The organism is Pseudomonas sp. TH49 (assembly GCF_016650625.1).
GTDB lineage: Bacteria > Pseudomonadota > Gammaproteobacteria > Pseudomonadales > Pseudomonadaceae > Aquipseudomonas > Aquipseudomonas fluorescens_H.
The window spans coordinates 652,195-678,289 of record NZ_JAEKFL010000001.1; the positions used below are offsets into that span (position 1 = coordinate 652,195).

Genomic DNA, 26,095 nt, shown 5'->3' on the forward strand with positions numbered 1-26,095 from the left:
AACCCTCTTATTGTTCTGTCAGGGGACGCACGCGTACGCCCTGTTCGAGCTGCGCCAGTTGCGCCGCATCGTTGATGCCGAAACCGATCTGCGTCACCGCCATCGCGGCAATCGCCGTGGCCGTGCGCAGGGTCTGCTCGGGAGTATCGGCACTGAGCAGACCGTGCAGCATGCCGGCCAGCAACGAGTCACCGGCACCCACCGTACTGGCGACCGTGACCTTCGGCGGCGTGGCATGCAGCGCCGAGCCGACGCTGAACCAGTTCACCCCGTCGGCACCGTGGGAAATCACCACGTGCTCGATACCTTTGGCGTGCAGGCACGCCGCAGCCTGAGCTTCGGCGGCGTGCGAGACCACATCGCAATCGAGCGCATCGGCGAGTTCTTCGGTGTTCGGCTTGATCAGCCACGGGCGCGCTTCAATCGCCGCACGCAAGGCTTCACCGCTGCTGTCGAGGGCGACTTTCAGACCGAGACCGTTCAGACGTTCGATCAGTTCGCGCAACCACTGCGCGCTGACGCCACGCGGCAGACTGCCGGCGACCACCACCGCGTCATGCCCCGGGGCGATCTGCAGCAGACGCTCGAGCAACGCCTGCTGCGCCGCCGCGTCGACCACCGGCCCCGGGCCGTTGATGTCGGTGATGCGCCCGTCGTGCTCGGCGACCTTGATGTTGCTGCGCGTCTCCCCCGGCACGCGGATGAACGCGTCGACAAAGCCGCGCTTGGCGAACAACGTCTCGAAGGCTTGCAGATTGTCTTCGCCGAGAAAGCCGCTGACCGTCAGTTGATGCCCGAGGTCTGCGAGGACCTGAGCGACGTTCACGCCTTTGCCGGCGGCGTGGGTGTGCATCTCGTCGCTGCGGTTGACCTGACCGGCCTCCAGGCGTGACAACTCGACCGTGAGGTCCAGCGCCGGGTTAAGGGTCAGGGTGAGAATCTTGGCCATTACAGGGCCTCCACTAATGCACGCACTTCGTTCGCGCTGCCCACGGTGAGGGCTTGTTGAGCAAGGGTTTGCGCCTGGGTCAGGCTGAGTTCGCGGATGCGCGCCTTAACCTCGGCGATGCTGCGCCCGGACACGCTCAGTTCATCGACGCCGAGGCCGACCAGCACCGGCACCGCCAGCGGATCCGCCGCCAGTTCGCCGCACACGCCGACCCATTTGCCATGGGCATGCGCGGCGCGCACGGTGATGTCGATCAACTGCAGCACCGCCGGGTGCAGGCCGTCGGCCTGGGCCGAGAGGGTCGGGTGACCCCGGTCGATGGCCAGGGTGTATTGCGTCAGGTCGTTGGTGCCGACGCTGAAGAAGTCGACTTCCTTGGCCAGCACCGGCGCCAGCAATGCGGCGGACGGTACTTCAATCATGATCCCCAGTTGCAGATCGGCAACCGGGATTTCCAGGCGCAGGCGCTCGGTCATGTCGCGGGCTTGGCGCCACTCTTCGACGCTGCCGACCATCGGGAACATGATCCGCAATGGACGGTTATCCGCCGAACGCAGCAAGGCGCGCAATTGCGCTTCCATGATCTGCGGACGCTGCAACGTGAGGCGAATGCCGCGCACACCGAGGAACGGGTTTTCTTCCTTGGCGATCGGCCAATATGGCAGCGGTTTGTCGCCGCCGACATCCAGCGTGCGCACTACCAGCGGCCGTCCGGCGAGGCCATCGAGAACGCGGCGGTATTCGGCTTCTTGAGTGGCTTCGTCCGGCGCTTGCGGGTGGGCCATGAAAATCAGTTCGGTGCGCAGCAGACCAATGCCTTCGGCGCCCTGCTCGACCGCAGCGCTGACCCCGGCGCTTTCACCGATGTTGGCGAACACTTCCACGGCGTGGCCGTCAGTGGTGTGTGCCGGTTGATGGCGTTGTTCGGCGGCAGCCTTGAGACGTTGTTCGCGGGTATCGCGTTCTTCGGCGGCGCGTTGCAGGGTCGCGGCATCGGCGTCGACGTGCAGGCGACCGCGCTGGCCGTCGAGCAGCAACGGCGTGCCCGGTTCCAGCAGCAGCACCGCTGCGCCCGCACCGACCAGCGCTGGAATTCCGAGAGCACGGGCGACGATTGCACTGTGCGCGGTGGCGCCGCCGCGCGCGGTGAGAATCCCTGCAACTCGAGCCGGATCGAGCCGCGCCACGTCGGATGGGCCGACTTCGTCCATCACCAGAATGTACGGCTGCTCCGGCTCGTTCGGCGTCTGCACACCGCAAAGTTGCGCCAGCACCCGGCGCCCGATGTCACGCAGGTCCGCCGCCCGCTCGGCGAGCAACGCGTCCTGCAGCGATTCCTGTTGTTTGGCCGCCGCTTCAATCACCGCCATCCACGCCGCTTCGGCGCTTTCGCCTTGTTTGAGGCGGGTGTCGACTTCGTCGGTCAATTCCGGGTCGTCGAGCATTTCCTGGTGAGTGATGAAAATCTCGCGGATGGCCTTGGCTTTGCTGCGTTCGATCAGGCCCTGGATGTCTCTGCGCACATCGCTCAGCGCTTGCTTGAGACGCTCGCGCTCAATGGCCGCAGACTCGCCGCGCAACGGGTAATCGATAGCCTGCTGCACCTGAATGTGCGCCGGGCCGATGGCGATACCCGGCGCGGCAGGGATCGCCTGCAACTGCGCACCGGACGCCGGGGCGATCAGCACTTCGGCGATATCGGCGATGACTTCGCGTTGCTGACTCACGGCCGGCAGCGGTTCGACTTCTTCACCGAGGCCTTCTTCGATAGCGGCCAGCAGCGCCGGCAAGGCATCGGCGGCGATGCTCGGCTCGGCGATCAACTCCAGCACCTGACCACGACGGGCGCCGAGACTCAGCAGCTTGCTCAGGCTTTTTACCGACACGGCGCTGTCCGCACCGTCGACGATGCGCACGCGGATTTCACCGTCGAAACTCTTCGCCAGTTGCGCAAGAATCTTCGCCGGACGTGCATGCAAACCGTGGGCGTTGGCCAGGGCAATACGCGCGCTCGGCCAATCGGCGGGCAGTTCGCCGCCGAGCACTTCGAGGACTTTGCGGCTGCTGGTGGCGCGGCCCAATTCATGACCGCGTCCTTCGATCAGCAACGCACACAAACGTTCGAGCAGCGCCTGATGCGCCTCACCCAGACTGGCCAGACAGAACAGACCGCTGAGCGGCTGCCCGAGGTAGCGCATCGGTTTGTCCGGGGTGACGAAGGCCAGGCCCGGACGCTTCACGGTTTGCTCGCTATGCAGCCACCACAGGCCGTCACCCAGCGGCAGCGCTTCGACTTGCTGCAACACACCGGCAAAACCGTTGCTCACACAATCGGCCTGACGCAACAGACGCGCGCCACGCCAGACCAGTTCTTCGAAATCGTCAGCCGACACGCCGAGGCCGATCATCTGCGCATCCAGCGCCAACTCCTGTGGCGCGCCTTGCAGCAGTTTCAGCAGCGCTTCCGGCGAGCTGGCGCGACGCAGGGCCTGACCCAGATCGGTCTCGCCGAGGGCGCGGGTCAGCAGTTGCAGCAGGCGCAGGTGTTCGTCGGATTTGGCCGCGATGCCGATCGCCAGATAAACGATCTGGCCATCGCCCCAATCCACGCCCTCGGGAAACTGCATCAGCCGCACGCCGGTGGCGAATACCTGATCGCGGGTCTCCGGGGTGCCGTGGGGGATGGCGATACCCTGGCCGAGAAAGGTCGAGCCCTGGGCTTCCCGGGCCTGCAATCCAGCGAGGTAGCCATCGGCGACCAGGCCATCGGCCACCAGATGATGGGCAAGCAATTGCAGGGCGGCGGGTTTATCCACAGCCGATTGGCCCATGGATATCTGCTCTATAGTGAGCTCGAGCATGCGATCTCCTTTTTGGCACATGGATGCGCCAGGATATTGTTTTGAATGGTCACAGCTTAGGCGCTGGTCAGCCTGCTTTTCAGCGGCAGTTTTGGCGGTTTCACGGCAGAACCGGCCAAAAGCGTCTAAAACGTAGAAAATACGCCTGCTGAAACGTTTAATCTAGATTGATCGGCACGTTACTCGATAATGTCTCATCCTTGAAGTCCAACTTGTCGGATGCGCTGCGACAATAGTCGTCTGCCCGAATCGGGTAGGATTGGCGAAAATGTTGCGGCAAGCTCGAAAAAACAAGGAAATCCCGGGTTGAAACTCAGTGATATCGCGCGGTTGGCCGGAGTGTCCGTGACCACCGCCAGCTACGTCATCAACGGCAAGGCCGAACAGCAACGCATCAGCAGCGCCACGGTCGAGCGCGTGCGTGCGGTCGTCGAAGAGCACGGCTTCACCCCCAACCCACAAGCGGCCGGGCTGCGCAGTCGGCACACGCGCACGTTGGGCTTTATTCTGCCGGATCTGGAAAACCCCAGTTACGCGCGGATCGCCAAACTGCTGGAGCAAGGTGCGCGGGCGCGTGGCTATCAGTTGCTGATCGCCAGCTCCGACGATGCGCCGGACAGCGAGCGCCAGTTGCTGCAACTGTTCCGCGCCCGCCGCTGCGATGCGCTGATCGTCGCCAGTTGTCTGCCGGCCGGTGACGACAGCTACCGCCAGTTGCAGGCCAAGGGCTTGCCGATCATCGCCATCGACCGGGTCATGGAACCCGAGCACTTCTGCTCGGTGATCAGTGACGACCGCGAAGCCAGCCTGCACCTGACCCAGAGCCTGCTCGATCCGCAACCAAAACAGATCGTGCTGCTCGGTGCGCGTCCGGAGCTGAGCATCAGCCAGGAACGTGCGGCCGGCTTCAAGCAGGCCTTGGTCGACTTCAAAGGCGAAGTGCTGATCGAGCACGCCGAGTCCTTCAGCCGTGAATGCGGCAAGCAATTGATGGAAGAACTCCTGCAACGTCTGGGGCATTTGCCGGATGCGCTGGTGACCACGTCCTACGTGCTGTTGCAGGGCGTGTTCGATGCGCTGCATGACTTCCCGCTCAAATCCCGCCCGCTGCGCCTGGGCACCTTCGGTGATACGCAGTTGCTGGACTTCCTGCCGCTGCCGGTCAACGCCATGGCCCAGCAGCACCAGTTGATCGCCGACAAGGCGCTGGAACTGGCGCTGGCCGCCGTCGAGCAATCGCAATACAAGCCTGGCGTGCAGGCCATCGCCCGTACCTTCAAGCAGCGTATTCACCGGGACTGAGCCGTGGAGCTGATCGACAGCCACACCCACCTCGACTTCCCCGACTTCGACGCCGATCGCTCGGCGTTGCTCGCCGAAAGCCGCGCCCTCGGGGTGCGGCGGATGGTGGTGCTGGGGGTTTATCAGGGTAACTGGCAGCGGGTGTGGGATCTGGTACAGCGCGATGCCGACCTGTACGCAGCATTCGGTCTGCATCCGGTGTATCTCGATCAGCATCAACCCGAAGATTTACGCACGCTCGGTGACTGGCTGACGCGGCTGCGCGGCCATCGACAACTGTGTGCGGTGGGCGAGATCGGTCTGGATTACTTCATCGAAACCCTCGACCGTGAACGTCAGCAGGCGCTGTTCGAGGCGCAACTGCAACTGGCAGCGGACTTCGAACTGCCGGCGCTGATCCACGTGCGCCGCAGCCACGCAGCCGTAATCGCCACGCTCAAACGCTTCAAGCTCAAACGCGCCGGGATCATCCACGCCTTCGCCGGCAGTCGTGAAGAAGCTCGGGAATACATCAAACTCGGTTTCAAACTGGGTCTGGGCGGCGCGCCGACCTGGCCGCAGGCGCTGCGCATGCATCGGGTACTGGCGGATCTGCCGCTGGAGTCAATCGTGCTGGAAACCGACTCCCCGGACATGGCGCCGGCGATGTTTCCCGGAGTACGCAATACCCCTGCGCACTTGCCGGCAATCTGTGCGGCGCTCGCCGAGTTGATGAATATCAGTTCAGAACAACTGGCTGCCGCCAGCACCGCCAACAGCTGCGAAGTGTTCGGCTGGTAATCAGTCGCCGTGGGCCTTGGCCGCCTCGAGGATCAGGGTCATGTGCTGGCGATGATGAACAAAACGCAGCAGCGCGAAGTACACGAAAAGCACGATCAGTGATGCATTCAACTGTTCCGTCACGTTGAGCAGGCCGATCCATTCCATGACCAACGCCACCAGCAGCGCGGTGCACACCGTGACTGACGCGCTGAAGCGCAGCAATCCGAGAGAGTCGAGAGATTTGAAGCGTTTGATCTGCACCGGACAGCGCAACTCCAGGGTTTTCTGGCAGTGATTGCAGGTAAACGGTTCATTGATTGCGATGGCATTGAGTTGCCAGGGTTTAAGCACCTGCGTGGTCTGGCAATGAGCACAACGGCCCTGGATTCCCAGGGTTGCAACGGACATGAGCGGCCTCCTCGACGCAATCAGCGGAACTCGGATACTGGCCCATTAATGACGAAAAGCCAGCCGCCGAAAGAAAACAGGAATTGGCTTACAAGCGTAAGCATCAAAGCATTACAAAATGTTCTGACATTACCGCCCTCGTAGGCATTCGCGCTCGATCAGACGCGGAACGCGCTGATCAGCTGTTTCAGTTCCACCACCTGCGCCGACAACGCTCGGCTGGCGTCTTCGGTCTGGTGCGCACCCTGGGCCGTGCGCTCGCCGGCGCGATTGATCTCGACGATGTTCTGGTCGATGTCATGGGCCACCGCAGTCTGTTGCTCCACGGCGGCGGCGATCTGCTGGTTCTGATCGACGATCATGCCTACCGCACCGAGGATGTTTTCCAGCGCCTGCTGGACCTTTTTCGACTGCCCGACCGTGCCGTTGGCCATCTGATGGCTAATGCCCATGGCCTTCACCGCAGCGCCCACGCCGCCATGCAGCTTGCTGATCATCTGCTCGATTTCTTCGGTCGATTGCTGGGTGCGCTTGGCCAACGTTCGCACTTCGTCCGCAACCACCGCGAAGCCACGGCCCTGCTCTCCGGCGCGGGCCGCTTCGATGGCGGCGTTGAGTGCCAGCAGATTGGTCTGTTCGGCGATGCTCTTGATCACTTCCAGGACGCGACTGATCGACTGGCTGTCGCTGGCTAGCTGGTTGATCACCAGCACCGATTGATCGATCTCGCTGGCCAGCGCGGCAATGCTGCCCTGCTGCGACGCTACCAGTGTGCGACCGCTGACGGTTTCGTCGTTGACGCTGTGCGCGCTGCTCACCGCTGCCGCCGCGCTGCGTGCAACTTCCAGCGAGGTCGCCGACATCTGGTTCATTGCGGTCGCCACTTGCTCGATCTGCGTGCGCTGCCCGGCCACCGCCTGATTGCTTTGCGCAGACACGTTTTCCACCTGTCCGGCCTGACGCTCGACCTCTGCCACGGTGTGCCCGACCCGCTCGATCAGGTCGTGGATCTTCCTCACGGTGCCGTTGAACACCTCACCCAACTCGCCCAGTTCATCACGGCTGTTGGCCTTGAAATTGACCGTCATGTCACCGGCCGCGACCTTGTCCATCATCGCGCCCAGGCGCTTGAGCGTGGTGCGGGTCGAGGCGTAGAACCCGCCGTAGAGATAGAAAATCAGCACGAACACCACCGACAGCGCCACCGCCTGCAACACCATGTGCGTGCGATTTTGCGCCAGACGTTGCTGCAATTGCGTATCGAGGAATTTCAGGGTCGCTTCGTTGAGCTGGTAGGTCTGGTTCATCAGCCCGGTGACTTGGTCATAAAACGTCAGCCAAGGCGTATCAAGGGTCTCGGCCACCACGACTTTCGCTTCAAACAGCTCGCTGGCCTGCTTGAGCGAGGTTTTGCTGCTGTCGGCCGGCGCGCTGAGGCTGGCGCGCGCGGCTTTGCTGGAGTCGAGGGCATCGGCCAGTTTCAGCGCGTATTCGGCCTGGAGCTTTTCGATCTGCGCCAGCAACTCGTCGAAACGGGCACTCGACGAACTGTTGAGAAAGCCCTGCCCCAACGAATACGAACCGATGGCCCGACCTTCGCCCAAGGTCTGGGTCACGGCCGGGGTGATGTTGGTGAGCAACTCGCTGAGCTGGCGGATGTCGCTCTGGTTGTCGCGGCTCAGACCAGCCTGACTGGCGATGATCTGGCTGAAAATCTGCGCGTTGCCGAGCAGCTTGCCGATCATTGCGCTTTTGCTTTGCAGGGAGCTTTCCGCCTGTTGAGCCTTGAACGCGCTGATCATTTCATCGCGTTTGCCGTCGAACACCTTGATCTGCTGAGGATCGTCGGTCATCGCCTGCAGACCTTGCAGGCGCGCCAGCACGGTTTGCTCTAGGCTGCCGATCTGCGACTCAAGATTGTCGGCCTTGCCGGACTGACCGAGGGTGACGTTGATCTGCACCAGATTGTTCAGGGTTTCCAGATCCCGGCGCAGGGTCAGGCTGCTGCCCAGCAGGTCGAGGCTCTGCAATTCGACCCGGGTGCCCTGGAATTCGCGAAAGGAATCGCGCACCAGATAGAAATTGGTCACCAGCATCGGCACCAGGAACAGCACGCTGATCAGGCTGAACTTCATGCCGAAGCTCAGGCGATTCATCAACGAGACGGCGGGATAGAGCAAGCTCTTCACTGGAAGTCTCCCTTGGCTTTTCTTGTTTTTATTGGCAGGCGCGGGGCGACAGCAGATAGCCACTATCGGGCGCTGTCTCTGTATAGCTCAAATCGAGGGGAGGTTTTGTAACTTAAGGTTAACGACTATCTGGGGCAGATCGCTGACCCTGTGGCGAGGGAGCTTGCTCCCGCTCGGCTGCGCAGCAGACGCAGATCGCTTGGACGCGTTGTTTATGATGAACAGCGAGGGCGGCTTCGCCACCCAGCGGGAGCAAGCTCCCTCGCCACAATTAACTTCACCGAGGGCTCAGTGAATCAACACTGTCCACAAGGCAAACCCGGCATACCACAACACCGCCGCGCGCAGCAGCAGTTCCCACAGGCAATCGAGGGTGTTGATGCCTTCAGGCCCGACCACCGGCGGCGGGATCTCGCCGGCTGCCAGCCCGACCTTGTTGATCAGTTGTGCGGCGCTGATGTTCCAGTTCAGCAGTTCATGCAACATCACCCGGCTGACCGCAACAAAGTTGCCGACCAGGGCAAAACTGGCGGCGAGCAAGCGCACCGGCACCCAGTCGAAGGCATGACGTAACTGGCCGGCACGTTCGGCGAGCGCCGGGTTCTGGCTGTTTTCTTCAGCCAATGCGAGCAAGCGATAAGCCAGCGCCGCCACCGGACCTAGCACGAAGTACCAAAAAATCACCGCGAAGAAACTTTGATACGCCTGCCACAACAGATGGCCCTGTACCTGATCCAGCAATTGCTCACCGCTGTCGGCACAGATATCCAGATCCCGCTTGGCCACATGCGCGGCGGCTTGCAGGTCTTCGCGACGCCAGGCGTCACGAAACGGCCCGAGGCCGCCGAGCAGATCACCGCGCCCCAGCGCGTAAATCACCACCAGCAAATGCACCGGCAGCGCCAGCAAGCCGTAAGCGACGGGTTCCAGTACCACCAGCAACAAGGCGAGCAGCGCCACCGGCAGCAACACCAGAATTGTCAGCACCAGCCATGGCCGCTTGGCCAGGCGCTCACTGGCTTCGAGTTTGTGCAGTTCGCGGATCCATCCGCCATCGCGTTGAACCCGATGGCGCAGGGCCGAGAATTTCTCGATCCAGACCGCCAGCAGTAACACCAGAAAACTCATTGTCCTTCCTCTTGTGCCAGGGCTGCGCGGTAACGCGCCCAGTCGAATGCCGGGCCAGGATCGGTCTTGCGCCCGGGTGCGATGTCGCTGTGCCCGCAGATACGGGCGCCGGTGATAGCCGGAAATGCTGTTTGCAGCTGACGTGTCAGCGTGATCAACGCCTGATACTGCGCATCGGTAAAGGGCAGATCATCAGTGCCTTCGAGTTCGATGCCCACGGAAAAATCGTTACAGGTATCACGGCCTTCGAACATCGACACGCCAGCATGCCACGCCCGCTCAAGACAGGAGACAAACTGGGTGACGGTGCCGTCACGTTCAATCAGAAAATGCGCCGAGACGCGCAGGTCAGCAATCCCTGCAAAATAGGGATGCTCGGTGACATCCAGACGATTCTGGAAAAATTCCTGCACCTTGCCGGTGGCGAACTGCGCTGGCGGCAGGCTGATGTTGTGAATGACCAACAGAGAAATTTCGCCCGCAGGGCGTTCATTGAAGTTGGGCGATGGGCAGACCTGCACCCCGTGACACCACCCGCTAGCGGGATCCAACTGCATACCGATTCCTTCAACGCCGACTGTGTTGGCGCCCAGTATGCCGTGATCGGCCCCCGGCGCGCGATCACTTGCCGCGATTGAGTCGCCGCAGATTGCCGAGCACCGACTCCAGCGCCCGATCGAACAGCAAGGTGTCATCCAGCGCCCGCACCGCGCCACGGCGAAACTCAAGGGCCAGGTCGACGCGGCTGCGCTCCAGCACTTTCATCCCGGTACGGTCGACAAACACGTATTTGCCGGTGGCTTCGATGATCGCTGCCAGCTTGCAGCGCAGGCTGTGCTCGTCGTCTTCCTGGAACGCGACCCAGTTGCCCAGGCGCAGTTGCTCCACCTGACGCAGCCCGGGGTCGTCATGCGCAAGGCCGCTGACGTTCAGGCCGACCGCGCCCTCATCGGCGCTGCGCAGGGTAATGTGCTGCGACACTTCAACCAGCGCCGGTGCATCCGCCGGCGGCTGCTCGGTTGCAGGTTCAAGCACCCGCACATGCAGCGCTTCCAGCTCGCTGAAAAATTCGCTGGTGGCGAACGGATCAAACGCCGAGCTGCTCAGGCCGTCACGCAGTGATTTGAGCAAACCGGGCACCAGCGCCAACAATTGCAGACCGGCGTCCGCTTCGTCGTGACGCTGCACGCTCCAGATCAATTGCTCCATGGTCTGCACATCGGCCTGCCACTCAGCCGAGTGATCGCCATGCTTGAGACAGGTCAGCAGCAGCACCTTGCTCCAGGCATCGCGCACAAACGTCACCACCGACGGCGGCAGGACTTTACCCAGCAGCGCCATATTCAACGCCTGCTCGACCCGTTGCCGCGCCAGTTCGGTTTTCGCCCGGCCCTCTTCGGCATCGCGCAAACGCTGCTCCAGCAACTCGCTGCGCCGCCGCTCATCGCTGGTGAAGGCGAGGAAGTCGGCGAGCAATTCGGAGAAAATCGCCGGATCGTCGACGAAGTCACTCAGCAGGCGCTGCACCACTTGTTCGATGCGCAGATACAGGCTGTCGCGGGCCTCGCCATTGCAGTCGCCCCACCCCATGGCGGCATCGGCGATTTCGTTGAGTAGGCGCCGCGCCGGATGGCTGCTGCGACTGAAGAAGCTTTTGTCGAGTACCGCCACCTTGAGCATCGGGATCTGCAAACGCGCGATCAGCGCCTTGAGCGAATCCGGCAGGTTACGGTCTTCAAGGATGCATTCGAAGACCATGGCGATCAGGTTGATCACGTCTTCATCGGCGCCGTCGACGATGCGCGATTTACCGCTCCTGACGCTGACCCGCGTCAGCAACTGTTCAAGCTGATTGCGCAGATCGAAATCGTCTTGCGCCGCCAGCGCCGGGACGTATTGCTGCAAGTGCGAAAGCAGGCGCAGCAGATCGCGGGTGGTAATCGGTTGCGCGGCAGCACTCGGCTCCAGGGTCGGCGCGACGCTGCCGCGCACATGTAAAAGTAACTCCTGCAACGCCGCAAAGACTTCCTGCACGCCTTCGTCGGCGGGCTCGGGTTCGGCACCTTCTTCATTGTTGATACTGGCCGTCGCGCGCTCGATTGCGCGCCGCGCCGGTGCTGGCTTCAACTCAGGCAAGACGCCGGTGGCAATCAGCAATTGATTGGCTTCGGCGTACAGTTGCTCGGTATCGGCCAGCACGTAGCGTTCGAACAGTTTGAGCAGGATCAGTTTGACCTTGATCTCCACGCCCAGGTTACGTCCGGCCTGCAGGAAAAACTCGCAGAGCATCGCCGGGCCGAGCGGGTTGTGCTGGTTGTCGAAATCCTTGCCCAGCAACACGTTGAGCCGCGCGGTCAGTTGATCGAGGGCAAAGCCGTCACGCTTGAGCACGCGGCCGACCATGGTCTCGACCGCCACACTGCGCTCCATGTCATCGGTACGCGGTGCCGAATCCTCGAACATCAGCGTGCCGGGCAATGTGGGTGGTGCGGCGTCGTATTGAATCAGCGCGACAAAGGCTTCGAAGAATTGCTCGAGAAAACCGCGCTCGATGTTTTTGCGCTTGAGGCGCAGGTCGCGCATGGCTTCGAAAAAGATGTTCTGTTCGACATCGTTGCGCGCCCGGTCGGCCATCTCGAACAGGGTGTCGTCGGCGTTATCGAACAACTCCTGCAAACCATGGCGCAGTTGCTGGGCCGCCTTGTCGCGGACCTGAAGCAGAATCACAGGCAGGCGGGCGAGCGGCGAATGATTCGCCTGATCGGTAGCAGCCTTGTGCAAAGGCACTACATTCCCGTCGTTGCGCATCCAAGCCTCCTGAAACGGTGATTCCACTGGTCAGTTTTACCGCGCAATTCCCTGTGGGAGCGGGCTTGCTCGCGAAAGCGGTGTGTCGTTCGCCAAAACTGTCACTGACAAACCGCTTTCGCGAGCAAACACGCTCCCACATCGACGTCAAAGCTATGACGTCAAATGCAAGGCGGATTATCTTGCAAAACTTGTCCCCGGCGCTATAGCCGTCAGGGTTTCCCCTATGCCTGCAACACCTTTCAGTGACCACGAAAATCGGGCTTTGCTCAAAGAAAATCGACCAGATGCAGTCAGGCTCGCGAGTTCTCGCCTTGGGTTGGCTCTCGCCATGCCCCTATAATCGGCGTACTTAGTCTGTGGAGCCCGTTATGCCGAATCTACGTCTCGCCGATTTGACCGCCGAAATCGAAGCCAACGTGCGCCGTGCGTTGCTCGAAGATGTCGGCAGCGGCGACATCACCGCGCAACTGATCCCGGCCGAACGTCTGGCCAAAGCCACCATCATCACTCGCGACGAAGCAGTTATCTGCGGTACGGCGTGGGTCGATACGGTGTTTCGCCAGCTCGATCCGCGGGTCGCGGTGCACTGGCAAGTGCGGGACGGCGAACGGGTCAAACCCAATCAGCCGCTGTTTCATCTGGAAGGCCCGGCCCGTTCGTTGCTGACGGGTGAGCGCAGTGCGCTGAACTTCCTGCAACTGCTGTCCGGCGTGGCGACGCGCGCGCAGTACCTGACGGACTTCGTGGCGCAGACCCAGGTCAAGCTGCTGGATACTCGCAAGACCCTGCCAGGCCTGCGTCTGGCGCAGAAATACGCCGTGACCTGCGGCGGTTGCCACAACCACCGCATCGGCCTCTACGACGCGTTCCTGATCAAGGAAAACCACATCGCCGCCAGCGGCGGCATCGCGCAGGCCATCGCCGCCGCGCACAAGATCGCGCCGGGCAAGCCGGTGGAGGTCGAAGTGGAGAGCCTGGAGGAACTGAAGGAAGCGCTGACAGCCGGCGCCGATATCATCATGCTCGATGAACTGAGCCTGGACGACATGCGCGAAGCCGTACGCCTGAACGGCGGCAAGGCCAAACTGGAAGCCAGCGGCGGCATCAACGAAAGCACGCTGCTGCCGATTGCCGAGACCGGCGTGGATTACATCTCGATCGGGGCGATGACCAAGGACGTGAAGGCGGTGGATCTGTCGATGCGTCTGAGCCTCTGAGGCCGTCGCGCAATAAAAAACGCCAGCCTGGTTGAGGCTGGCGTTTTTGTTTCAGACCACCAGATTGTTCATCTCGCAGTACTCGTCCCACTCGACGCCCAACACTTCGGCCGCCTCCTTGTGCAGCTCCAGACGCTTGGCCTCGAACTCTTCAGGGGTGCTGGTGTACTTGAGCGTCAACTCCCACGGCTGCAAACCCTGAGCTTCGGCTTCGTCTTCGAATGCCCACTGGATCTGGTCTTTCTGATCATCAGGACTCAGGTCCTTGATCTCTTCTTTCAGATCCGGCACGTCCAGAATGTATTTTTCCAGCGCTTGTTCGTGACGTTGCTCTTGAGTTAATTCGGTCATGGCGTTCTCGCTGATCGTAAGAATGGAGGATGGATCTGGATCATCAAGGATCTCTCTGACGCGGATTGTCCGGCCTTCGGAACCATTCGGGATCATCTGAAAACTGCTGGGCGATGCTCATGCAGGCATCGAATATAGGACGTTTGCATGACGAATTACACGGCTCTTTACATCTCTCCCACAAAAACTTTGACCTGGAAGACATAAACCGGGGGACTGAGGGGATGGTGCCCGAGACAGGAATCGAACCTGCGACCTTCGCGTTACGAGTGCGCTGCTCTACCGGCTGAGCTACACGGGCGGTGGGCTAAACCTAGCACCGGTCTCGGGTTGCGGCAAATTTGGCGTTGTCTCTACTGATATCATTTGTGGCAGACAAAAAAATGCCCCGCCGTTTTCACGGCGGGGCATTTTTATTGCGCTAAAGCTGTGGGGCGATTAAACGCCCGAAGCCTTGGCTGCTGCCACGTCTTTGATGGACAGCTTGATACGGCCGCGGTTGTCCACGTCCAGTACCAGCACTTCCACTTCCTGGCCTTCTTTCAGGATGTCGGTGACTTTCTCTACGCGAGCGTCGCTCAGCATCGAGATGTGCACCAGACCGTCCTTGCCCGGCAGGATGTTGACGAATGCGCCGAAGTCGACGATGCGCTCAACCTTGCCGACGTAGATCTTGCCGATTTCAGCTTCTGCAGTGATGCTCAGAACGCGCTGACGAGCAGCTTCTGCGGCATCCTTGGTTTCGCCGAAGATCTTGATCGAACCGTCGTCTTCGATGTCGATCGAAGCCTTGGTTTCTTCGCAGATCGCACGGATGGTCGCGCCACCTTTACCGATAACGTCACGGATCTTGTCGGTGTCGATCTTCATCGCGATCATGGTCGGAGCGTTGGCCGACAGTTCGGTACGCGACTGGCCAATGATCTGGTTCATCTGGCCGAGGATGTTCAGGCGCGCTTCCAGGGCTTGGCCCAGAGCGATTTCCATGATCTCTTCGGTGATGCCCTTGATCTTGATGTCCATCTGCAGCGCAGTAACACCTTTGGCGGTACCGGCTACTTTGAAGTCCATGTCGCCCAGGTGGTCTTCGTCACCCAGGATGTCGGTCAGGACGGCGAACTTCTCGCCTTCTTTAACCAGACCCATGGCGATACCGGCAACCGGCGCCTTCATTGGAACGCCAGCGTCCATCAGGGCCAGGGAAGCGCCGCAAACGGAAGCCATCGAGCTCGAACCGTTGGATTCGGTGATTTCCGAAACCACACGGATGGTGTACGGGAACACGTCGGCGGCTGGCAGCATGGCCGAAACCGAACGACGGGCCAGACGGCCGTGACCGATTTCACGACGACCAGCACCACCCATGCGACCACACTCGCCCACCGAGAACGGAGGGAAGTTGTAGTGCAGCATGAACGGGTCTTTCTTCTCGCCTTCCAGGGTGTCCAGCAGCTGTGCGTCACGGGCAGTACCCAGGGTCGCAACGACCAGAGCCTGGGTCTCGCCACGGGTGAACAGCGCCGAACCGTGAGTCTTCGGCAGAACGCCGACTTCGATGTTCAGCGGACGTACGGTGCGGGTGTCGCGGCCGTCGATACGTGGCTTGCCGTTAACGATGTTTTCGCGAACGGTGCGGTATTCGATTTCGCCGAAAGCCGCTTTGACGTCAGCAGCCGAAGGCTGGCCTTCTTCGCCGGACAGCTTGGCCACAACCTGGTCTTTCAGCTCGCCCAGACGGGCGTAGCGGTCAGCCTTGACGGTGATGGTGTAAGCCTGGGAGATCGCTTCGCCGAACTCGGCACGGATCGCGCCCAGCAGTTCGGTGGCTTCTGGCGCCGGAGCCCAGGTCCAGGTTGGCTTGGCGGCTTCAGCGGCCAGTTCTTTGACGGCGTTGATCACCACCTGGAACTCGTCGTGAGCGAACAGTACCGCGCCCAGCATCTGGTCTTCGGTCAGCTCTTTGGCTTCCGATTCAACCATCAGCACGGCGTCCGCGGTACCGGCAACGACCATGTCCAGGCTCGAAGCAGCTTGCTGCTCGTAGGTCGGGTTCAGCAGGTAGCCGGTGCTTTCGTGGAACGCTACGCGAGCGGCGCCGATCGGGCCGTCGAACGGAATGCCCGAGATGGCCAGGGCAGCCGAGGTACCGATCATCGCAGCGATGTCCGGATCGGTCTTCTTGCTGGTGGAAACGACGGTGCAGACAACCTGCACTTCGTTCATGAAGCCTTCTGGGAACAGCGGACGGATCGGACGGTCGATCAGTCGGGAAGTCAGGGTTTCTTTCTCGGAAGGACGGCCTTCGCGCTTGAAGAAACCGCCAGGGATCTTACCGGCAGCGTAAGTTTTTTCCTGGTAGTGAACGGACAGAGGGAAGAAGCCCTTGCCTGGATCGGCTTGCTTGGCACCGACGACGGTCACCAATACGCTGACGTCGTCGTCAACGGTGACCAATACTGCGCCGGAGGCCTGACGGGCGATACGGCCAGTCTCGAGGGTAACGGTCGACTGACCGAACTGGAATTTTTTGATTACCGGGTTCACGGTGTCCTACCTTCTTTGTGGCTCTTGGGGGAACTGGTTTCTTGCGAAATTCTTGGGCAATGTCGGGAATCGGCCCGCTGACTGTCCGGGTAAAACGGTAGTGCAGATAAAACTTGAGGCTGGGAGCCTGCCAGCCACCAGCGGAAAACCGCTGATGCCTGACAGACAACCAACCTCATAGCGCAATCGCTGATTAGCGACGCAGACCCAGGCGGCCGATCAGAGCGCTGTAACGGCTCAGATCTTTGCCTTTCAGGTAGTCCAGCAGCTTGCGACGCTGGTTTACCATGCGGATCAGACCACGACGGGAGTGGTGGTCTTTACCGTTGGCCTTGAAGTGACCTTGCAGTTTGTTGATGTTGGCGGTCAGCAGTGCAACTTGCACTTCTGGCGAACCAGTATCACCAACAGCTTGCTGGTAGTCGGCAACGATTTGAGCTTTTTCTTGAACGTCGAGAGCCATGAGGCAATCCTTTTATCAGGAAACCGTTTCAAAAACAGTTTCAACAGGCCAGGGACAAATCCCTGTATCTATAAATGAGTAGTGACCGTGCCTGTTAACAGCCACACTCGTTCGGTCATTCTGACCGAATCAGTCGACGCGGCGCGATGCGCCCGTCTTCGCTCACTTCACCGATACCGATGAAGCGACCATTGTGATCCTGTACCCGTACCATGCCGAACTTCGGAGCATCCGGGGCGCGTACCGGCTGGCCGTTGAGCCAGTAGAACGCACTCGCTTCGGAGAAGTGCAGCAGCGGCCAATCCTGCAGGCCGCTGTCCGATGGCATCAGGAAGCGGTCGACCGCTTCGTTGCCGCCTTCGGCATGTACCGCTTCCAGCTCTTCGAGGGTCACGGTCTGCGCCAGGGTGAAAGGCCCGGCCTGGGTACGACGCAGTTCCGCGACGTACGCACCACAACCGAGTTGCTCACCGATATCCTCCACCAGGGTGCGGATATAGGTGCCCTTGCTGCAATCCACCGCAAGACGCGCAGTATCGCCTTCGAAGGCCAGCAATTCCAAGCGCGCAATAGTAACAGAACGCGGTTCGCGCTCCACTACTTCGCCTGCACGGGCCAGCTTGTACAGCGGCTGACCGTCACGCTTGAGTGCCGAGTACATCGGCGGTATCTGACTGATTTGCCCACGAAATTTCGGCAGAACCGCTTCGACATCGGCGCGACCAACGGTCACCGGACGCTCCTGCAAAACCTCACCCTCGGCGTCCGCCGTGGTGGTGGTCTTGCCCAGTTGCGCCAGGGTTTCGTAACCCTTGTCGGAATCGAGCAGGTATTGCGAAAACTTCGTTGCCTCGCCAAAGCACAGCGGCAAGACACCGGTGGCCAGCGGGTCGAGACTGCCGGTGTGACCGGCCTTCTCGGCGTTGAGCAACCAGCGAACCTTCTGCAACGCGGCGTTGGAGGTGAACCCCAGCGGCTTGTCGAGCAGGATGATACCGCTGACGTTACGACGGATACGTTTGACCTGAGCCACCGAATTACTCCTTGGTGTCTTCAGGTGCAGCGGCCAGGTGCTGATTGTCCTCAGCCACGGCGCGCTCGATCAGGGCCGACAGATGCGCGCCACGCACGACGCTTTCGTCGTAGTGGAAGTGCAATTGCGGCACGCTGCGCAGCTTCATTTCACGGGCCAGTTGCATGCGCAGGAAACCTGCGGCAGCGTTGAGCACCTTGATGCTTTGCGCGATGTCTTCGGCGTTGTCCTGCCCCATCACGGTGATGAAGATCTTCGCGTGACCGACGTCACGGCTGACTTCAACAGCGGTAATGGTGACCAGGCCGACGCGCGGGTCTTTGACTTCACGACGGATCAGCTGGGCCAGCTCACGCTGCATCTGATCGCCGATACGTTGGGTACGGCTGTATTCTTTTGCCATGATTTTGTTACCTGTTACTGCCCCGCGGTGAAACCCGCAAGGTCTGAAAGCGGCAAACGCCCGGCCTGACAAAAGCCAGACCGGGCGTTGCGTTTAGAGTCCTGACGCCGTGGCGCGCATCTGCATGCGGCGGCTCGGCGTGGCCCTTGAAGTGCGCGAGTCAGAGGCTGCGAGCAACCTGAACCTTCTCGAAGACTTCGATCTTGTCACCGACTTTGACGTCGTTGTAGCTCTTCACGCCGATACCGCATTCCATGCCGGCACGTACCTCGGAAGCGTCATCCTTGAAGCGGCGCAGGGATTCCAGCTCGCCTTCGAAGATAACGATGTCTTCACGCAGTACACGGATCGGACGGTTACGGTGCACAACACCTTCGATCACCATGCAACCAGCGATCGCGCCAAACTTCGGCGAACGGAATACGTCGCGCACTTCGGCCACGCCCAGGATGTTCTCGCGAACATCGCTGCCGAGCATGCCGGTCAGGGCTTTCTTGACGTCTTCGATGATGTCGTAGATCACGTTGTAGTAACGCATGTCCAGACCTTCCTGCTCGACGATCTTCCGTGCGCCAGCATCAGCACGCACGTTGAAGCCGAACAGTACAGCGTTGGAAGCCAGTGCCAGGTTGGCGTCGGACTCGGTGATACCACCGACACCGCCACCGACTACGCGCACTTGCACTTCGTCATTGCCCAGGCCGTTCAGAGCGCCCTGCAAAGCTTCCAGCGAACCACGGACGTCGGATTTGAGGACGATGTTGAGCGTCTTCTTCTCTTCCTGACCCATGTTTTCGAAGATGTTTTCCAGCTTGCCGGCGTGAGCGCGAGCCAGTTTGACTTCGCGGAACTTGCCTTGACGGAACAGAGCCACTTCACGGGCTTTCTTCTCGTCAGCAACCACGCTCATCTCGTCGCCAGCGTCTGGTGTACCGTCAAGACCCAGGATCTCGACCGGAATGGCCGGACCTGCTTCCTTGATCGGCTTGCCGTTCTCGTCGAGCATGGCGCGCACGCGGCCATAGTTCGAGCCGACCAGCACCATGTCGCCTTGACGCAGCGTACCGTCCTGAACCAGCACGGTGGCCACCGGGCCACGGCCCTTGTCCAGACGCGATTCAACGACAACACCACGGCCAGGAGCCGATGGAGTGGCGGTCAGTTCGAGAACTTCGGCCTGCAGCAGAACGGCTTCGAGCAGTTCGTCAACGCCGGTACCCATTTTCGCCGAAACCGGTACGAATGGAGTGTCGCCGCCCCACTCTTCGGAAGTCACGCCGTGAACCGACAGTTCGCTGCGGATGCGATCGAGGTCGGCACCTGGCTTGTCGATCTTGTTCACCGCAACCACCAGAGGAACGCCAGCCGCCTGAGCATGCTGAACAGCCTCGATGGTTTGCGGCATCACGCCGTCGTCCGCCGCCACCACCAGGATCACGATGTCGGTCGCCTTGGCACCACGGGCACGCATTGCGGTAAACGCAGCGTGACCCGGGGTGTCGAGGAACGTCACCATGCCACGGTCGGTTTCAACGTGGTATGCACCGATGTGCTGGGTAATGCCGCCGGCTTCGCCCGCTGCAACCTTGGCACGACGGATGTAGTCGAGCAGGGAAGTCTTACCGTGGTCAACGTGGCCCATTACGGTCACGACCGGTGCACGGGAAACCGCCTCACCTTCAAACTTCAGGGACTCGGCCAGGGAGTCTTCCAGGGCGGTGTCGCTGACCAGGGTCACTTTGTGGCCCAGTTCTTCAGCAACCAGTTGAGCAGTTTCCTGATCGAGTACCTGGTTGATGGTCGCTGGAGTGCCCAGTTTGAACATGAACTTGATGATTTCAGCAGCCTTGACCGACATCTGCTGGGCGAGATCGCCAACAGTGATGGTCTCGCCGATCTTCACTTCACGCACGACAGGACCGGTAGGGTTCTGGAAACCGTGAGCGTTGCGTTTCTTCAGCTTGGCCTTGCCGCGACCACCACGACGGAAGCCATCGCTTTCTTCGTCGGTAGTGCGTGGCGCCACACGTGGAGCCGGCGCTTTTTCTTTGACCGATGCGCGATGCGGAGCGTTTTTGCGCTCGCCATCGCCACCACCGCCGCGACGATTGTTATCGTCGGCACGTGGCTTGTCCGGACGACGCTGTTCGTCACGCTTGCGAGTGTCGGCAGCTGGCGCAGCAGCAACCGGCGCGGCTTCGCGCACGGGTTCGGCTACTGGCGCAGGTGCAGCAACAGCTTCGGCAGACGCGGACGGCGCAGCAGCAGGCTGGCGACGCGCTTCTTCTTCAGCGCGCTGCTTGGCTTCTTCTTCAGCCTTCTGACGGGCAGCATTTTCTACTGCGCGACGCTCATCCAGTTCACGCTTGCGCTCGGCTTCGATTTCTTCCGGGCTACGCTGTACGAAAACTTTCTTCTTGCGAACTTCTACGCTGATGCTCTTGCTACCAGCCACACGCAGGGTGCTGGTGGTTTTACGCTGCAGCGTGATCTTGCGTGGTTCTTCCACTTTCGCCTTGTGACTGCTCTTCAAGTGAGTCAGCAGGGATTGCTTCTCACTGTCAGTCACATGTTCTTCGGCGGCGGTGTGCGGCAGACCTGCCTCACGCATCTGCTGCAACAGGCGCTCTACCGGTGTTTTGACCTCATCGGCCAGTTGTTTCACCGTGACTTGCGTCATGCACTTCTCTCCTCAGGCCGCGCCTAATTACTCGAACCAGTGGGCTCGGGCGGCCATGATCAACTTGCCGGCACGATCATCGTCAATGCCGTCGATGTCGAGCAGGTCGTCAATAGACTGCTCGGCCAGGTCTTCGCGGGTAATTACGCCGCGCACCGCCAGTTCCATCGCCAAATCCTTGTCCATACCCTCAAGCGAGAGCAGGTCTTCGGCCGGATGGGCGTCTGCCAGCTTTTCCTCAGTAGCGATGGCTTTGGTCAACAAACGATCCTTGGCACGAGCGCGAAGCTCGTTGACGATATCTTCGTCAAAGCCGTCGATGTTGAGCATTTCTTCCAACGGTACGTAGGCAATCTCTTCCAGGCTGGTGAAGCCTTCATCTACCAGCACCTGAGCCAGTTCTTCGTCGACTTCCAGCTCGTCGATGAAGTTGCGCAGGATGTCGCCGGTTTCTGCTTGCTGCTTAGCCTGGATGTCCGATTCGGTCATCACGTTCAGGGTCCAGCCAGTCAACTGGCTCGCCAGACGCACGTTCTGACCACCCCGACCGATGGCCTGAGCCAGATTGTCTGCGCCAACGGCGATGTCCATTGCATGGGCATCTTCGTCAACGATAATCGCCGCCACTTCTGCCGGCGACATGGCATTGATCACGAACTGCGCCGGGTTATCGTCCCACAGGACGATATCGACACGCTCGCCACCCAACTCGCCCGACACGGCCTGGACGCGCGAACCGCGCATACCGATGCACGCGCCCTGCGGGTCGATGCGTTTGTCCTTGGAACGGACAGCGATCTTGGCACGCGAACCCGGATCACGGGACGCTGCCATTACTTCGATCAGGCCTTCAGCGATTTCCGGCACTTCGATGCGGAACAACTCGATCAGCATTTCCGGCGCGGTGCGCGACAGGATCAGCTGCGGGCCGCGGTTCTCGGTGCGGATTTCCTTGAGCAGTGCACGCAGACGCACACCGACACGGAAGGTTTCGCGAGAAATGATGTCTTCACGGGCCAGCAACGCTTCGGCGTTGTTGCCCAGATCGACGATCACGTTGTCGCGGGTGACTTTCTTCACGGTACCGGAGATGATTTCTCCCAGGCGCTCGCGATAGGCGTCGACCACTTGAGCGCGCTCGGCTTCACGCACTTTCTGCACAATGACTTGCTTGGCAGTCTGTGCAGCAATGCGGCCGAACTCGATGGATTCGATCTTTTCTTCGACGACGTCGCCGACCTTGGCGCCCGGATGCGTTTCGGCAACCTTGCTTGGCCAGGTTTCGATCGCAGGATCGTCGAGATCATTCTCTTCGACGACTGTCCAGCGACGGAAAGTCTCATAGGAACCGGTGTGGCGATTGATCTCCACACGCAGGTCAACTTCGTCTTCAAAACGCTTTTTGGTAGCAGTGGCCAGAGCCAGCTCCAGCGCTTCAAAAATCACGCTTGCCGGTACGCCCTTTTCATTGGATACCGACTCAACAACCAGCAGTACTTCTTTGCTCATCGTACGCCTCGCCTTTCGCAAGCCATTGGATCCGCGGGATCCGCGTCTCAGTCAAAACTGGGAATAATGTTGGCCTTGTCGATCATATCGATCGGCAACAGGAACTCATGGTCTTCTACCTGCACCACGACGTCCTGTTCTTCTACACCGCGCAGAAGGCCCTGAAAGTTGCGTCGACCTTCGAAAGGCGAGCGCAGCTTGATCTTCACTTGTTCACCGGCAAATTTTGCAAACTGCTCAAGAGTGAACAGTGGGCGTTCCATGCCAGGCGAGGAAACTTCGAGGGTGTATTCAACGGAGATCGGATCTTCAACATCCAGGACACCGCTGATCTGACGGCTGACAATGGCGCAATCGTCCACCAGCACGCCACCCTCTTTATCGATATAAACACGCAACATCGAGTGACGACCTTGAGCCGAAAACTCGATACCCCAGCATTCATAGCCTAGGGCCACGACCACCGGGGCCAACAAGGCCTGCAACTCTTCTAGCTTGCTCGACACCTGAACCCCCTCGTGCATGTAAATGCATGCGCTGCAAAATAAAAAAATGGGCGAAACGCCCATCCTTGAAACGCCGTCGAACAGCGGCGCAGAAAGTGTCCAGCTAACAAAAAGCCCCTGAAAAGGGGCTCCTTAAACTGGTTGCGGGGGCCGGATTTGAACCGACGACCTTCGGGTTATGAGCCCGACGAGCTACCAGACTGCTCCACCCCGCGACAAAGCTGGGGCGGAAGTATACGACCGATCCCTTATAGGGTCAATGTAACCTTCCACCTGCAAGAAAGCCCGCAACAGCGGGCTCTCCTGACTAATTGGTACCGAGAAGGGGACTCGAACCCCTACACCCTATGGGCACAACCACCTCAAGGTTGCGTGTCTACCAATTCCACCACCTCGGCAAAACTACGTTTGAAACCCTTCTTACTTCTGCTCTTGAGCTGGAGGTACGTCAGTCGCTGGAGTAGCCGACTTTTGCTCTTGAAGCACCGGAACATCATCAGAAGCCGGTTTTTGTTGCTTAGGTACTTCCAACACTGCTGGATCTGGCAAACCTGCTTGAGTCAGCTGATGAGCTTTCTCTTTAGCAAAGTAACCTAACCCCAGGCTGGTTATGAAGAAACCGGCGGCAAGTATAGCAGTAAACTTACTAAGAAAGGTAGAGGAACCTTGGCTTCCGAACACAGTATTTGAAGCACCTGCTCCGAAAGACGCGCCAGCGTCCGCACCCTTACCCTGCTGCAGCAAAACCAGAGCAACTACGCCCAATGCACCCAGCAGATGAAAAACGACTACGACTGTTTCCAGCATTTTTTCAGTTTCCCGCGGCGCGACAAATCGCACCGAACTCATCTGCATTCAGGGAAGCTCCACCAATGAGCCCCCCATCGATATCCGGCATGCCGAACAGTTCGACCGCATTGGCCGCCTTCACGCTGCCGCCGTATAGAAGCCGCACACCTCGTGCGACTTCAGAATTCTCTGCCGCCAACTGCTCGCGAATGGCTTTATGCACATCCTGAGCCTGTTGCGGCGTTGCAGTCAGTCCGGTACCAATGGCCCAGACAGGCTCGTAAGCAATAACTGCATTGGCAAAGGCACCCACACCCAGCTCCTCGATGATGCTGCCCAGCTGACGCCCGACAACCTCAAGAGTTTTTCCGGCTTCGCGCTGCTCGAGGGTTTCCCCTACACACAACACCGGAATCAAGCCACATGCCTGTGCCGCTGCGAACTTGCGATTCAGCATCCCGTCTCGCTCGCCCATTATCTGGCGGCGTTCGGAGTGCCCGACAAGCACCAGGGAACAACCTGCATCCACCAACTGACTCGGTGCAATTTCACCGGTCAATGCACCTTGCATGGATTCCACCGCAGAATTCTGCGCACCGACCGAAATCGATTTGCCTTTCAAACCATCAATCACTTGATTGATATGCAAGCAAGGCGGGAACACCGCGACATCAACACCGCTTGGCAAGGCCAGATGACGAAGGCCGTTGATCAGCTCAGCGACGCTGGCGCGGGTACCGTGCATCTTCCAGTTACCAGCTACCATAGGGCGACGCATGCTGTACCTCGTCGGTCAAAGTGGGCGCAGATGTTACCCAACACAATCATGGCTGGCAAGCCGAATCAGGCAGAAACTTCACTTACCAGTTTTGCCAGTTCTTCGGCATAGCTACGAACCTGAGTTTCATCCTCGCCTTCGACCATCACACGCACCAGCGGCTCTGTGCCGGACTTGCGCAGAAGCACACGACCTCGACCCGCCATCGCCTGGGTTACGCGCGCACTGGCTTCCTTGACAGCCGGATGCTCAAGCGGGCTTTCGCCACCACCGAAACGCACATTGATCAGCACCTGAGGGCACTTGCGCAAGACCTGACGCGTTTGCGCAAGACCTTCATTGCGGGCTTTCAATGCCATCAACACCTGCAACGCCGCAATGATCGCATCACCTGTTGTGGTGTGATTGAAGCAGACGATGTGGCCCGAATTCTCACCACCTACCAGCCAGTTGCGCTCCAGCAGCTCGGCGATCACATAGCGATCACCGACATTCGCTCGAATGAACGGAATCGAGAGATCCGCCAACGCGAGCTCAAGACCCAGGTTGCTCATCAGAGTACCGACCACGCCACCCTGCAACTTGCCACGCTCGTGCAGATCGCGCGCAATAATGAACAGCAGCTCGTCACCATCGACGATGGCGCCAGTGTGATCGACCATCAACACCCGATCACCGTCGCCATCGAAGGCGATACCCAGATCAGCGTGCTCAGCCAATACAGCAGCCTGCAACGGCCCCATATGGGTCGAACCGCAATTTTCATTGATGTTCAGACCATTGGGCTGAGCCGAAAGCACGACCACTTCAGCACCCAACTCACGGAATACACTTGGAGCAACCTTGTAGGTCGCACCATGTGCGCAGTCGATCACGATCTTCAAACCGGAAAAACTGGTACCGCTCGGCACGCTGCTTTTGCAGAATTCGATGTAGCGACCCGAAGCATCGTTGATCCGCGACACCTTGCCAATCTTGCTCGACTCGACCACGGTCATCGGGGTGTCGAGCAGTTCTTCGATCATAAGCTCCAGTTCATCAGGCAGCTTCGTGCCCTTGCCGGAGAAGAACTTGATACCGTTATCGTCATGCGGGTTGTGCGAAGCGCTGATCACGATCCCGGCTTCGGCCTGGAAAGTACGCGACAGGTAGGCGATAGCCGGCGTCGGCATCGGCCCCAGCAGCATCACATCGGCACCCGCCGACGTCAGACCTGCTTCAAGCGCCGACTCGAACATGTAGCCGGAAATTCGCGTGTCCTTGCCGACCAGCACCTTGCAGGTGCCCATCTTGCGAAAGGCCATGCCAGCCGCCCAGCCGAGCTTGAGCATGAAGTCCGGAGTGATCGGATATTCACCGACACGACCACGAATACCGTCAGTACCAAAGTATTTCTTGCTCATAAGTGCTCC

21 protein-coding genes, 3 tRNA genes and 1 pseudogene are annotated in these 26,095 nt (G+C 60.0%); 3 read left to right on the plus strand and 22 right to left on the minus strand.

Annotated features, from left to right (window positions below; translation table 11 throughout):
* Positions 1-7: 7 nt before the first annotated feature.
* A complete protein-coding gene (gene pfkB / locus JFU48_RS03120) occupies positions 8-949 on the minus strand; it encodes a 1-phosphofructokinase (RefSeq protein WP_201135821.1) in 942 nt (313 codons plus the stop codon).
* Positions 949-3,810: a phosphoenolpyruvate--protein phosphotransferase gene (gene ptsP / locus JFU48_RS03125; RefSeq protein ID WP_201135822.1), complete on the minus strand. Its 2,862-nt coding sequence runs from the start codon at positions 3,808-3,810 to the stop codon at positions 949-951. Before ptsP ends, pfkB begins: the two co-directional genes overlap by 1 nt.
* A gap of 306 nt (positions 3,811-4,116) precedes the next feature.
* Here ptsP and cra point away from each other — a divergent pair, with 306 nt between their 5' ends.
* Both cra and JFU48_RS03135 read left to right on the plus strand, forming a co-directional pair.
* On the plus strand, positions 4,117-5,112 hold the full coding sequence (gene cra / locus JFU48_RS03130; RefSeq protein ID WP_003221573.1) for a catabolite repressor/activator: 996 nt from the start codon (positions 4,117-4,119) through the stop codon (positions 5,110-5,112).
* A gap of 3 nt (positions 5,113-5,115) precedes the next feature.
* On the plus strand, positions 5,116-5,892 hold the full coding sequence (locus JFU48_RS03135; RefSeq protein WP_201135823.1) for a TatD family hydrolase: 777 nt from the start codon (positions 5,116-5,118) through the stop codon (positions 5,890-5,892).
* On the opposite strand, the gene JFU48_RS03140 is transcribed toward JFU48_RS03135, so the two are convergent.
* The 6 genes and pseudogenes from JFU48_RS03140 to JFU48_RS03160 form a co-directional block, all read right to left on the minus strand.
* Positions 5,893-6,282 carry a hypothetical protein gene (locus JFU48_RS03140; RefSeq protein WP_201135824.1) on the minus strand — a complete coding sequence of 130 codons (390 nt, stop codon included), beginning with the start codon at positions 6,280-6,282 and terminating at the stop codon, positions 5,893-5,895. It abuts the gene before it with no gap.
* 158 nt (positions 6,283-6,440) lie between these two features.
* Entirely contained in the window at positions 6,441-7,370 is a 930-nt protein-coding gene (locus JFU48_RS30440; protein WP_446739771.1) for a methyl-accepting chemotaxis protein, read from the minus strand.
* Positions 7,347-8,438 (minus strand): annotated as a pseudogene (locus JFU48_RS30445) (methyl-accepting chemotaxis protein); the annotation flags it as partial. The gene JFU48_RS30440 and the pseudogene JFU48_RS30445, both read right to left, overlap by 24 nt.
* A 321-nt stretch (positions 8,439-8,759) precedes the next feature.
* Complete coding sequence (gene ampE / locus JFU48_RS03150) at positions 8,760-9,599, minus strand: regulatory signaling modulator protein AmpE (protein WP_103486509.1); 840 nt, start codon at positions 9,597-9,599, stop codon at positions 8,760-8,762.
* On the minus strand, positions 9,596-10,156 hold the full coding sequence (gene ampD, locus JFU48_RS03155; RefSeq protein WP_201135826.1) for a 1,6-anhydro-N-acetylmuramyl-L-alanine amidase AmpD: 561 nt from the start codon (positions 10,154-10,156) through the stop codon (positions 9,596-9,598). Before ampD ends, ampE begins: the two co-directional genes overlap by 4 nt.
* Positions 10,157-10,220: 64 nt before the next feature.
* Positions 10,221-12,407 carry a DUF1631 domain-containing protein gene (locus JFU48_RS03160; protein ID WP_201135827.1) on the minus strand — a complete coding sequence of 729 codons (2,187 nt, stop codon included), beginning with the start codon at positions 12,405-12,407 and terminating at the stop codon, positions 10,221-10,223.
* 371 nt (positions 12,408-12,778) lie between these two features.
* Here JFU48_RS03160 and nadC point away from each other — a divergent pair, with 371 nt between their 5' ends.
* Positions 12,779-13,627: a carboxylating nicotinate-nucleotide diphosphorylase gene (gene nadC, locus JFU48_RS03165; protein WP_201135828.1), complete on the plus strand. Its 849-nt coding sequence runs from the start codon at positions 12,779-12,781 to the stop codon at positions 13,625-13,627.
* Positions 13,628-13,678: 51 nt separating this feature from the next.
* Here the strand turns inward: nadC and JFU48_RS03170 are convergent, their stop codons facing one another.
* From JFU48_RS03170 to glmM, 14 genes are all read right to left on the minus strand, one after another.
* Complete coding sequence (locus JFU48_RS03170) at positions 13,679-13,978, minus strand: DUF6388 family protein (RefSeq protein WP_003221556.1); 300 nt, start codon at positions 13,976-13,978, stop codon at positions 13,679-13,681.
* A 225-nt stretch (positions 13,979-14,203) separates the two neighbouring features.
* A tRNA-Thr gene (locus JFU48_RS03175) sits at positions 14,204-14,279 on the minus strand.
* A gap of 137 nt (positions 14,280-14,416) precedes the next feature.
* Positions 14,417-16,522, minus strand: coding sequence for a polyribonucleotide nucleotidyltransferase (pnp, locus tag JFU48_RS03180; protein ID WP_003221554.1), 2,106 nt, complete (start codon positions 16,520-16,522; stop codon positions 14,417-14,419).
* Positions 16,523-16,715: 193 nt separating this feature from the next.
* The gene (gene rpsO / locus JFU48_RS03185; RefSeq protein WP_003221553.1) at positions 16,716-16,985 is read right to left on the minus strand and encodes a 30S ribosomal protein S15; all 270 of its coding nucleotides are present in this window, start codon (positions 16,983-16,985) and stop codon (positions 16,716-16,718) included.
* 115 nt (positions 16,986-17,100) lie between these two features.
* Entirely contained in the window at positions 17,101-18,018 is a 918-nt protein-coding gene (gene truB / locus JFU48_RS03190) for a tRNA pseudouridine(55) synthase TruB (protein ID WP_024011571.1), read from the minus strand.
* A gap of 4 nt (positions 18,019-18,022) precedes the next feature.
* Positions 18,023-18,421: a 30S ribosome-binding factor RbfA gene (gene rbfA, locus JFU48_RS03195; protein WP_003221549.1), complete on the minus strand. Its 399-nt coding sequence runs from the start codon at positions 18,419-18,421 to the stop codon at positions 18,023-18,025.
* A 160-nt stretch (positions 18,422-18,581) separates the two neighbouring features.
* Complete coding sequence (gene infB / locus JFU48_RS03200) at positions 18,582-21,101, minus strand: translation initiation factor IF-2 (protein ID WP_003221547.1); 2,520 nt, start codon at positions 21,099-21,101, stop codon at positions 18,582-18,584.
* Between the two features lie 27 nt (positions 21,102-21,128).
* On the minus strand, positions 21,129-22,610 hold the full coding sequence (gene nusA, locus JFU48_RS03205; RefSeq protein ID WP_003221546.1) for a transcription termination factor NusA: 1,482 nt from the start codon (positions 22,608-22,610) through the stop codon (positions 21,129-21,131).
* 47 nt (positions 22,611-22,657) lie between these two features.
* Entirely contained in the window at positions 22,658-23,116 is a 459-nt protein-coding gene (rimP, locus tag JFU48_RS03210) for a ribosome maturation factor RimP (RefSeq protein ID WP_007973115.1), read from the minus strand.
* Positions 23,117-23,254: 138 nt separating this feature from the next.
* Positions 23,255-23,331: transfer RNA gene (locus JFU48_RS03215), tRNA-Met, on the minus strand.
* 97 nt (positions 23,332-23,428) lie between these two features.
* Positions 23,429-23,514: transfer RNA gene (locus JFU48_RS03220), tRNA-Leu, on the minus strand.
* Positions 23,515-23,536: 22 nt separating this feature from the next.
* On the minus strand, positions 23,537-23,923 hold the full coding sequence (gene secG, locus JFU48_RS03225; RefSeq protein WP_045122288.1) for a preprotein translocase subunit SecG: 387 nt from the start codon (positions 23,921-23,923) through the stop codon (positions 23,537-23,539).
* Between the two features lie 4 nt (positions 23,924-23,927).
* Positions 23,928-24,683 carry a triose-phosphate isomerase gene (tpiA, locus tag JFU48_RS03230; protein WP_003221542.1) on the minus strand — a complete coding sequence of 252 codons (756 nt, stop codon included), beginning with the start codon at positions 24,681-24,683 and terminating at the stop codon, positions 23,928-23,930.
* A gap of 65 nt (positions 24,684-24,748) precedes the next feature.
* The gene (gene glmM, locus JFU48_RS03235; RefSeq protein ID WP_201135829.1) at positions 24,749-26,086 is read right to left on the minus strand and encodes a phosphoglucosamine mutase; all 1,338 of its coding nucleotides are present in this window, start codon (positions 26,084-26,086) and stop codon (positions 24,749-24,751) included.
* Positions 26,087-26,095 lie beyond the last annotated feature (9 nt).

What these genes read in the sequence shown, in the direction of transcription:
- pfkB (WP_201135821.1), bottom strand. Translation starts at nt 949, where the DNA reads ATGGCCAAGATTCTCACCCTGACCCTTAACCCGGCGCTGGACCTCACG.
- ptsP (WP_201135822.1), bottom strand. Translation starts at nt 3,810, where the DNA reads ATGCTCGAGCTCACTATAGAGCAGATATCCATGGGCCAATCGGCTGTG.
- JFU48_RS03140 (WP_201135824.1), bottom strand. Translation starts at nt 6,282, where the DNA reads ATGTCCGTTGCAACCCTGGGAATCCAGGGCCGTTGTGCTCATTGCCAG.
- JFU48_RS30440 (WP_446739771.1), bottom strand. Translation starts at nt 7,370, where the DNA reads ATGACGGTCAATTTCAAGGCCAACAGCCGTGATGAACTGGGCGAGTTG.
- ampE (WP_103486509.1), bottom strand. Translation starts at nt 9,599, where the DNA reads ATGAGTTTTCTGGTGTTACTGCTGGCGGTCTGGATCGAGAAATTCTCG.
- ampD (WP_201135826.1), bottom strand. Translation starts at nt 10,156, where the DNA reads ATGCAGTTGGATCCCGCTAGCGGGTGGTGTCACGGGGTGCAGGTCTGC.
- JFU48_RS03160 (WP_201135827.1), bottom strand. Translation starts at nt 12,407, where the DNA reads ATGCGCAACGACGGGAATGTAGTGCCTTTGCACAAGGCTGCTACCGAT.
- nadC (WP_201135828.1), top strand. Translation starts at nt 12,779, where the DNA reads ATGCCGAATCTACGTCTCGCCGATTTGACCGCCGAAATCGAAGCCAAC.
- JFU48_RS03170 (WP_003221556.1), bottom strand. Translation starts at nt 13,978, where the DNA reads ATGACCGAATTAACTCAAGAGCAACGTCACGAACAAGCGCTGGAAAAA.
- rpsO (WP_003221553.1), bottom strand. Translation starts at nt 16,985, where the DNA reads ATGGCTCTCGACGTTCAAGAAAAAGCTCAAATCGTTGCCGACTACCAG.
- rbfA (WP_003221549.1), bottom strand. Translation starts at nt 18,421, where the DNA reads ATGGCAAAAGAATACAGCCGTACCCAACGTATCGGCGATCAGATGCAG.
- infB (WP_003221547.1), bottom strand. Translation starts at nt 21,101, where the DNA reads ATGACGCAAGTCACGGTGAAACAACTGGCCGATGAGGTCAAAACACCG.
- nusA (WP_003221546.1), bottom strand. Translation starts at nt 22,610, where the DNA reads ATGAGCAAAGAAGTACTGCTGGTTGTTGAGTCGGTATCCAATGAAAAG.
- secG (WP_045122288.1), bottom strand. Translation starts at nt 23,923, where the DNA reads ATGCTGGAAACAGTCGTAGTCGTTTTTCATCTGCTGGGTGCATTGGGC.
- tpiA (WP_003221542.1), bottom strand. Translation starts at nt 24,683, where the DNA reads ATGCGTCGCCCTATGGTAGCTGGTAACTGGAAGATGCACGGTACCCGC.
- glmM (WP_201135829.1), bottom strand. Translation starts at nt 26,086, where the DNA reads ATGAGCAAGAAATACTTTGGTACTGACGGTATTCGTGGTCGTGTCGGT.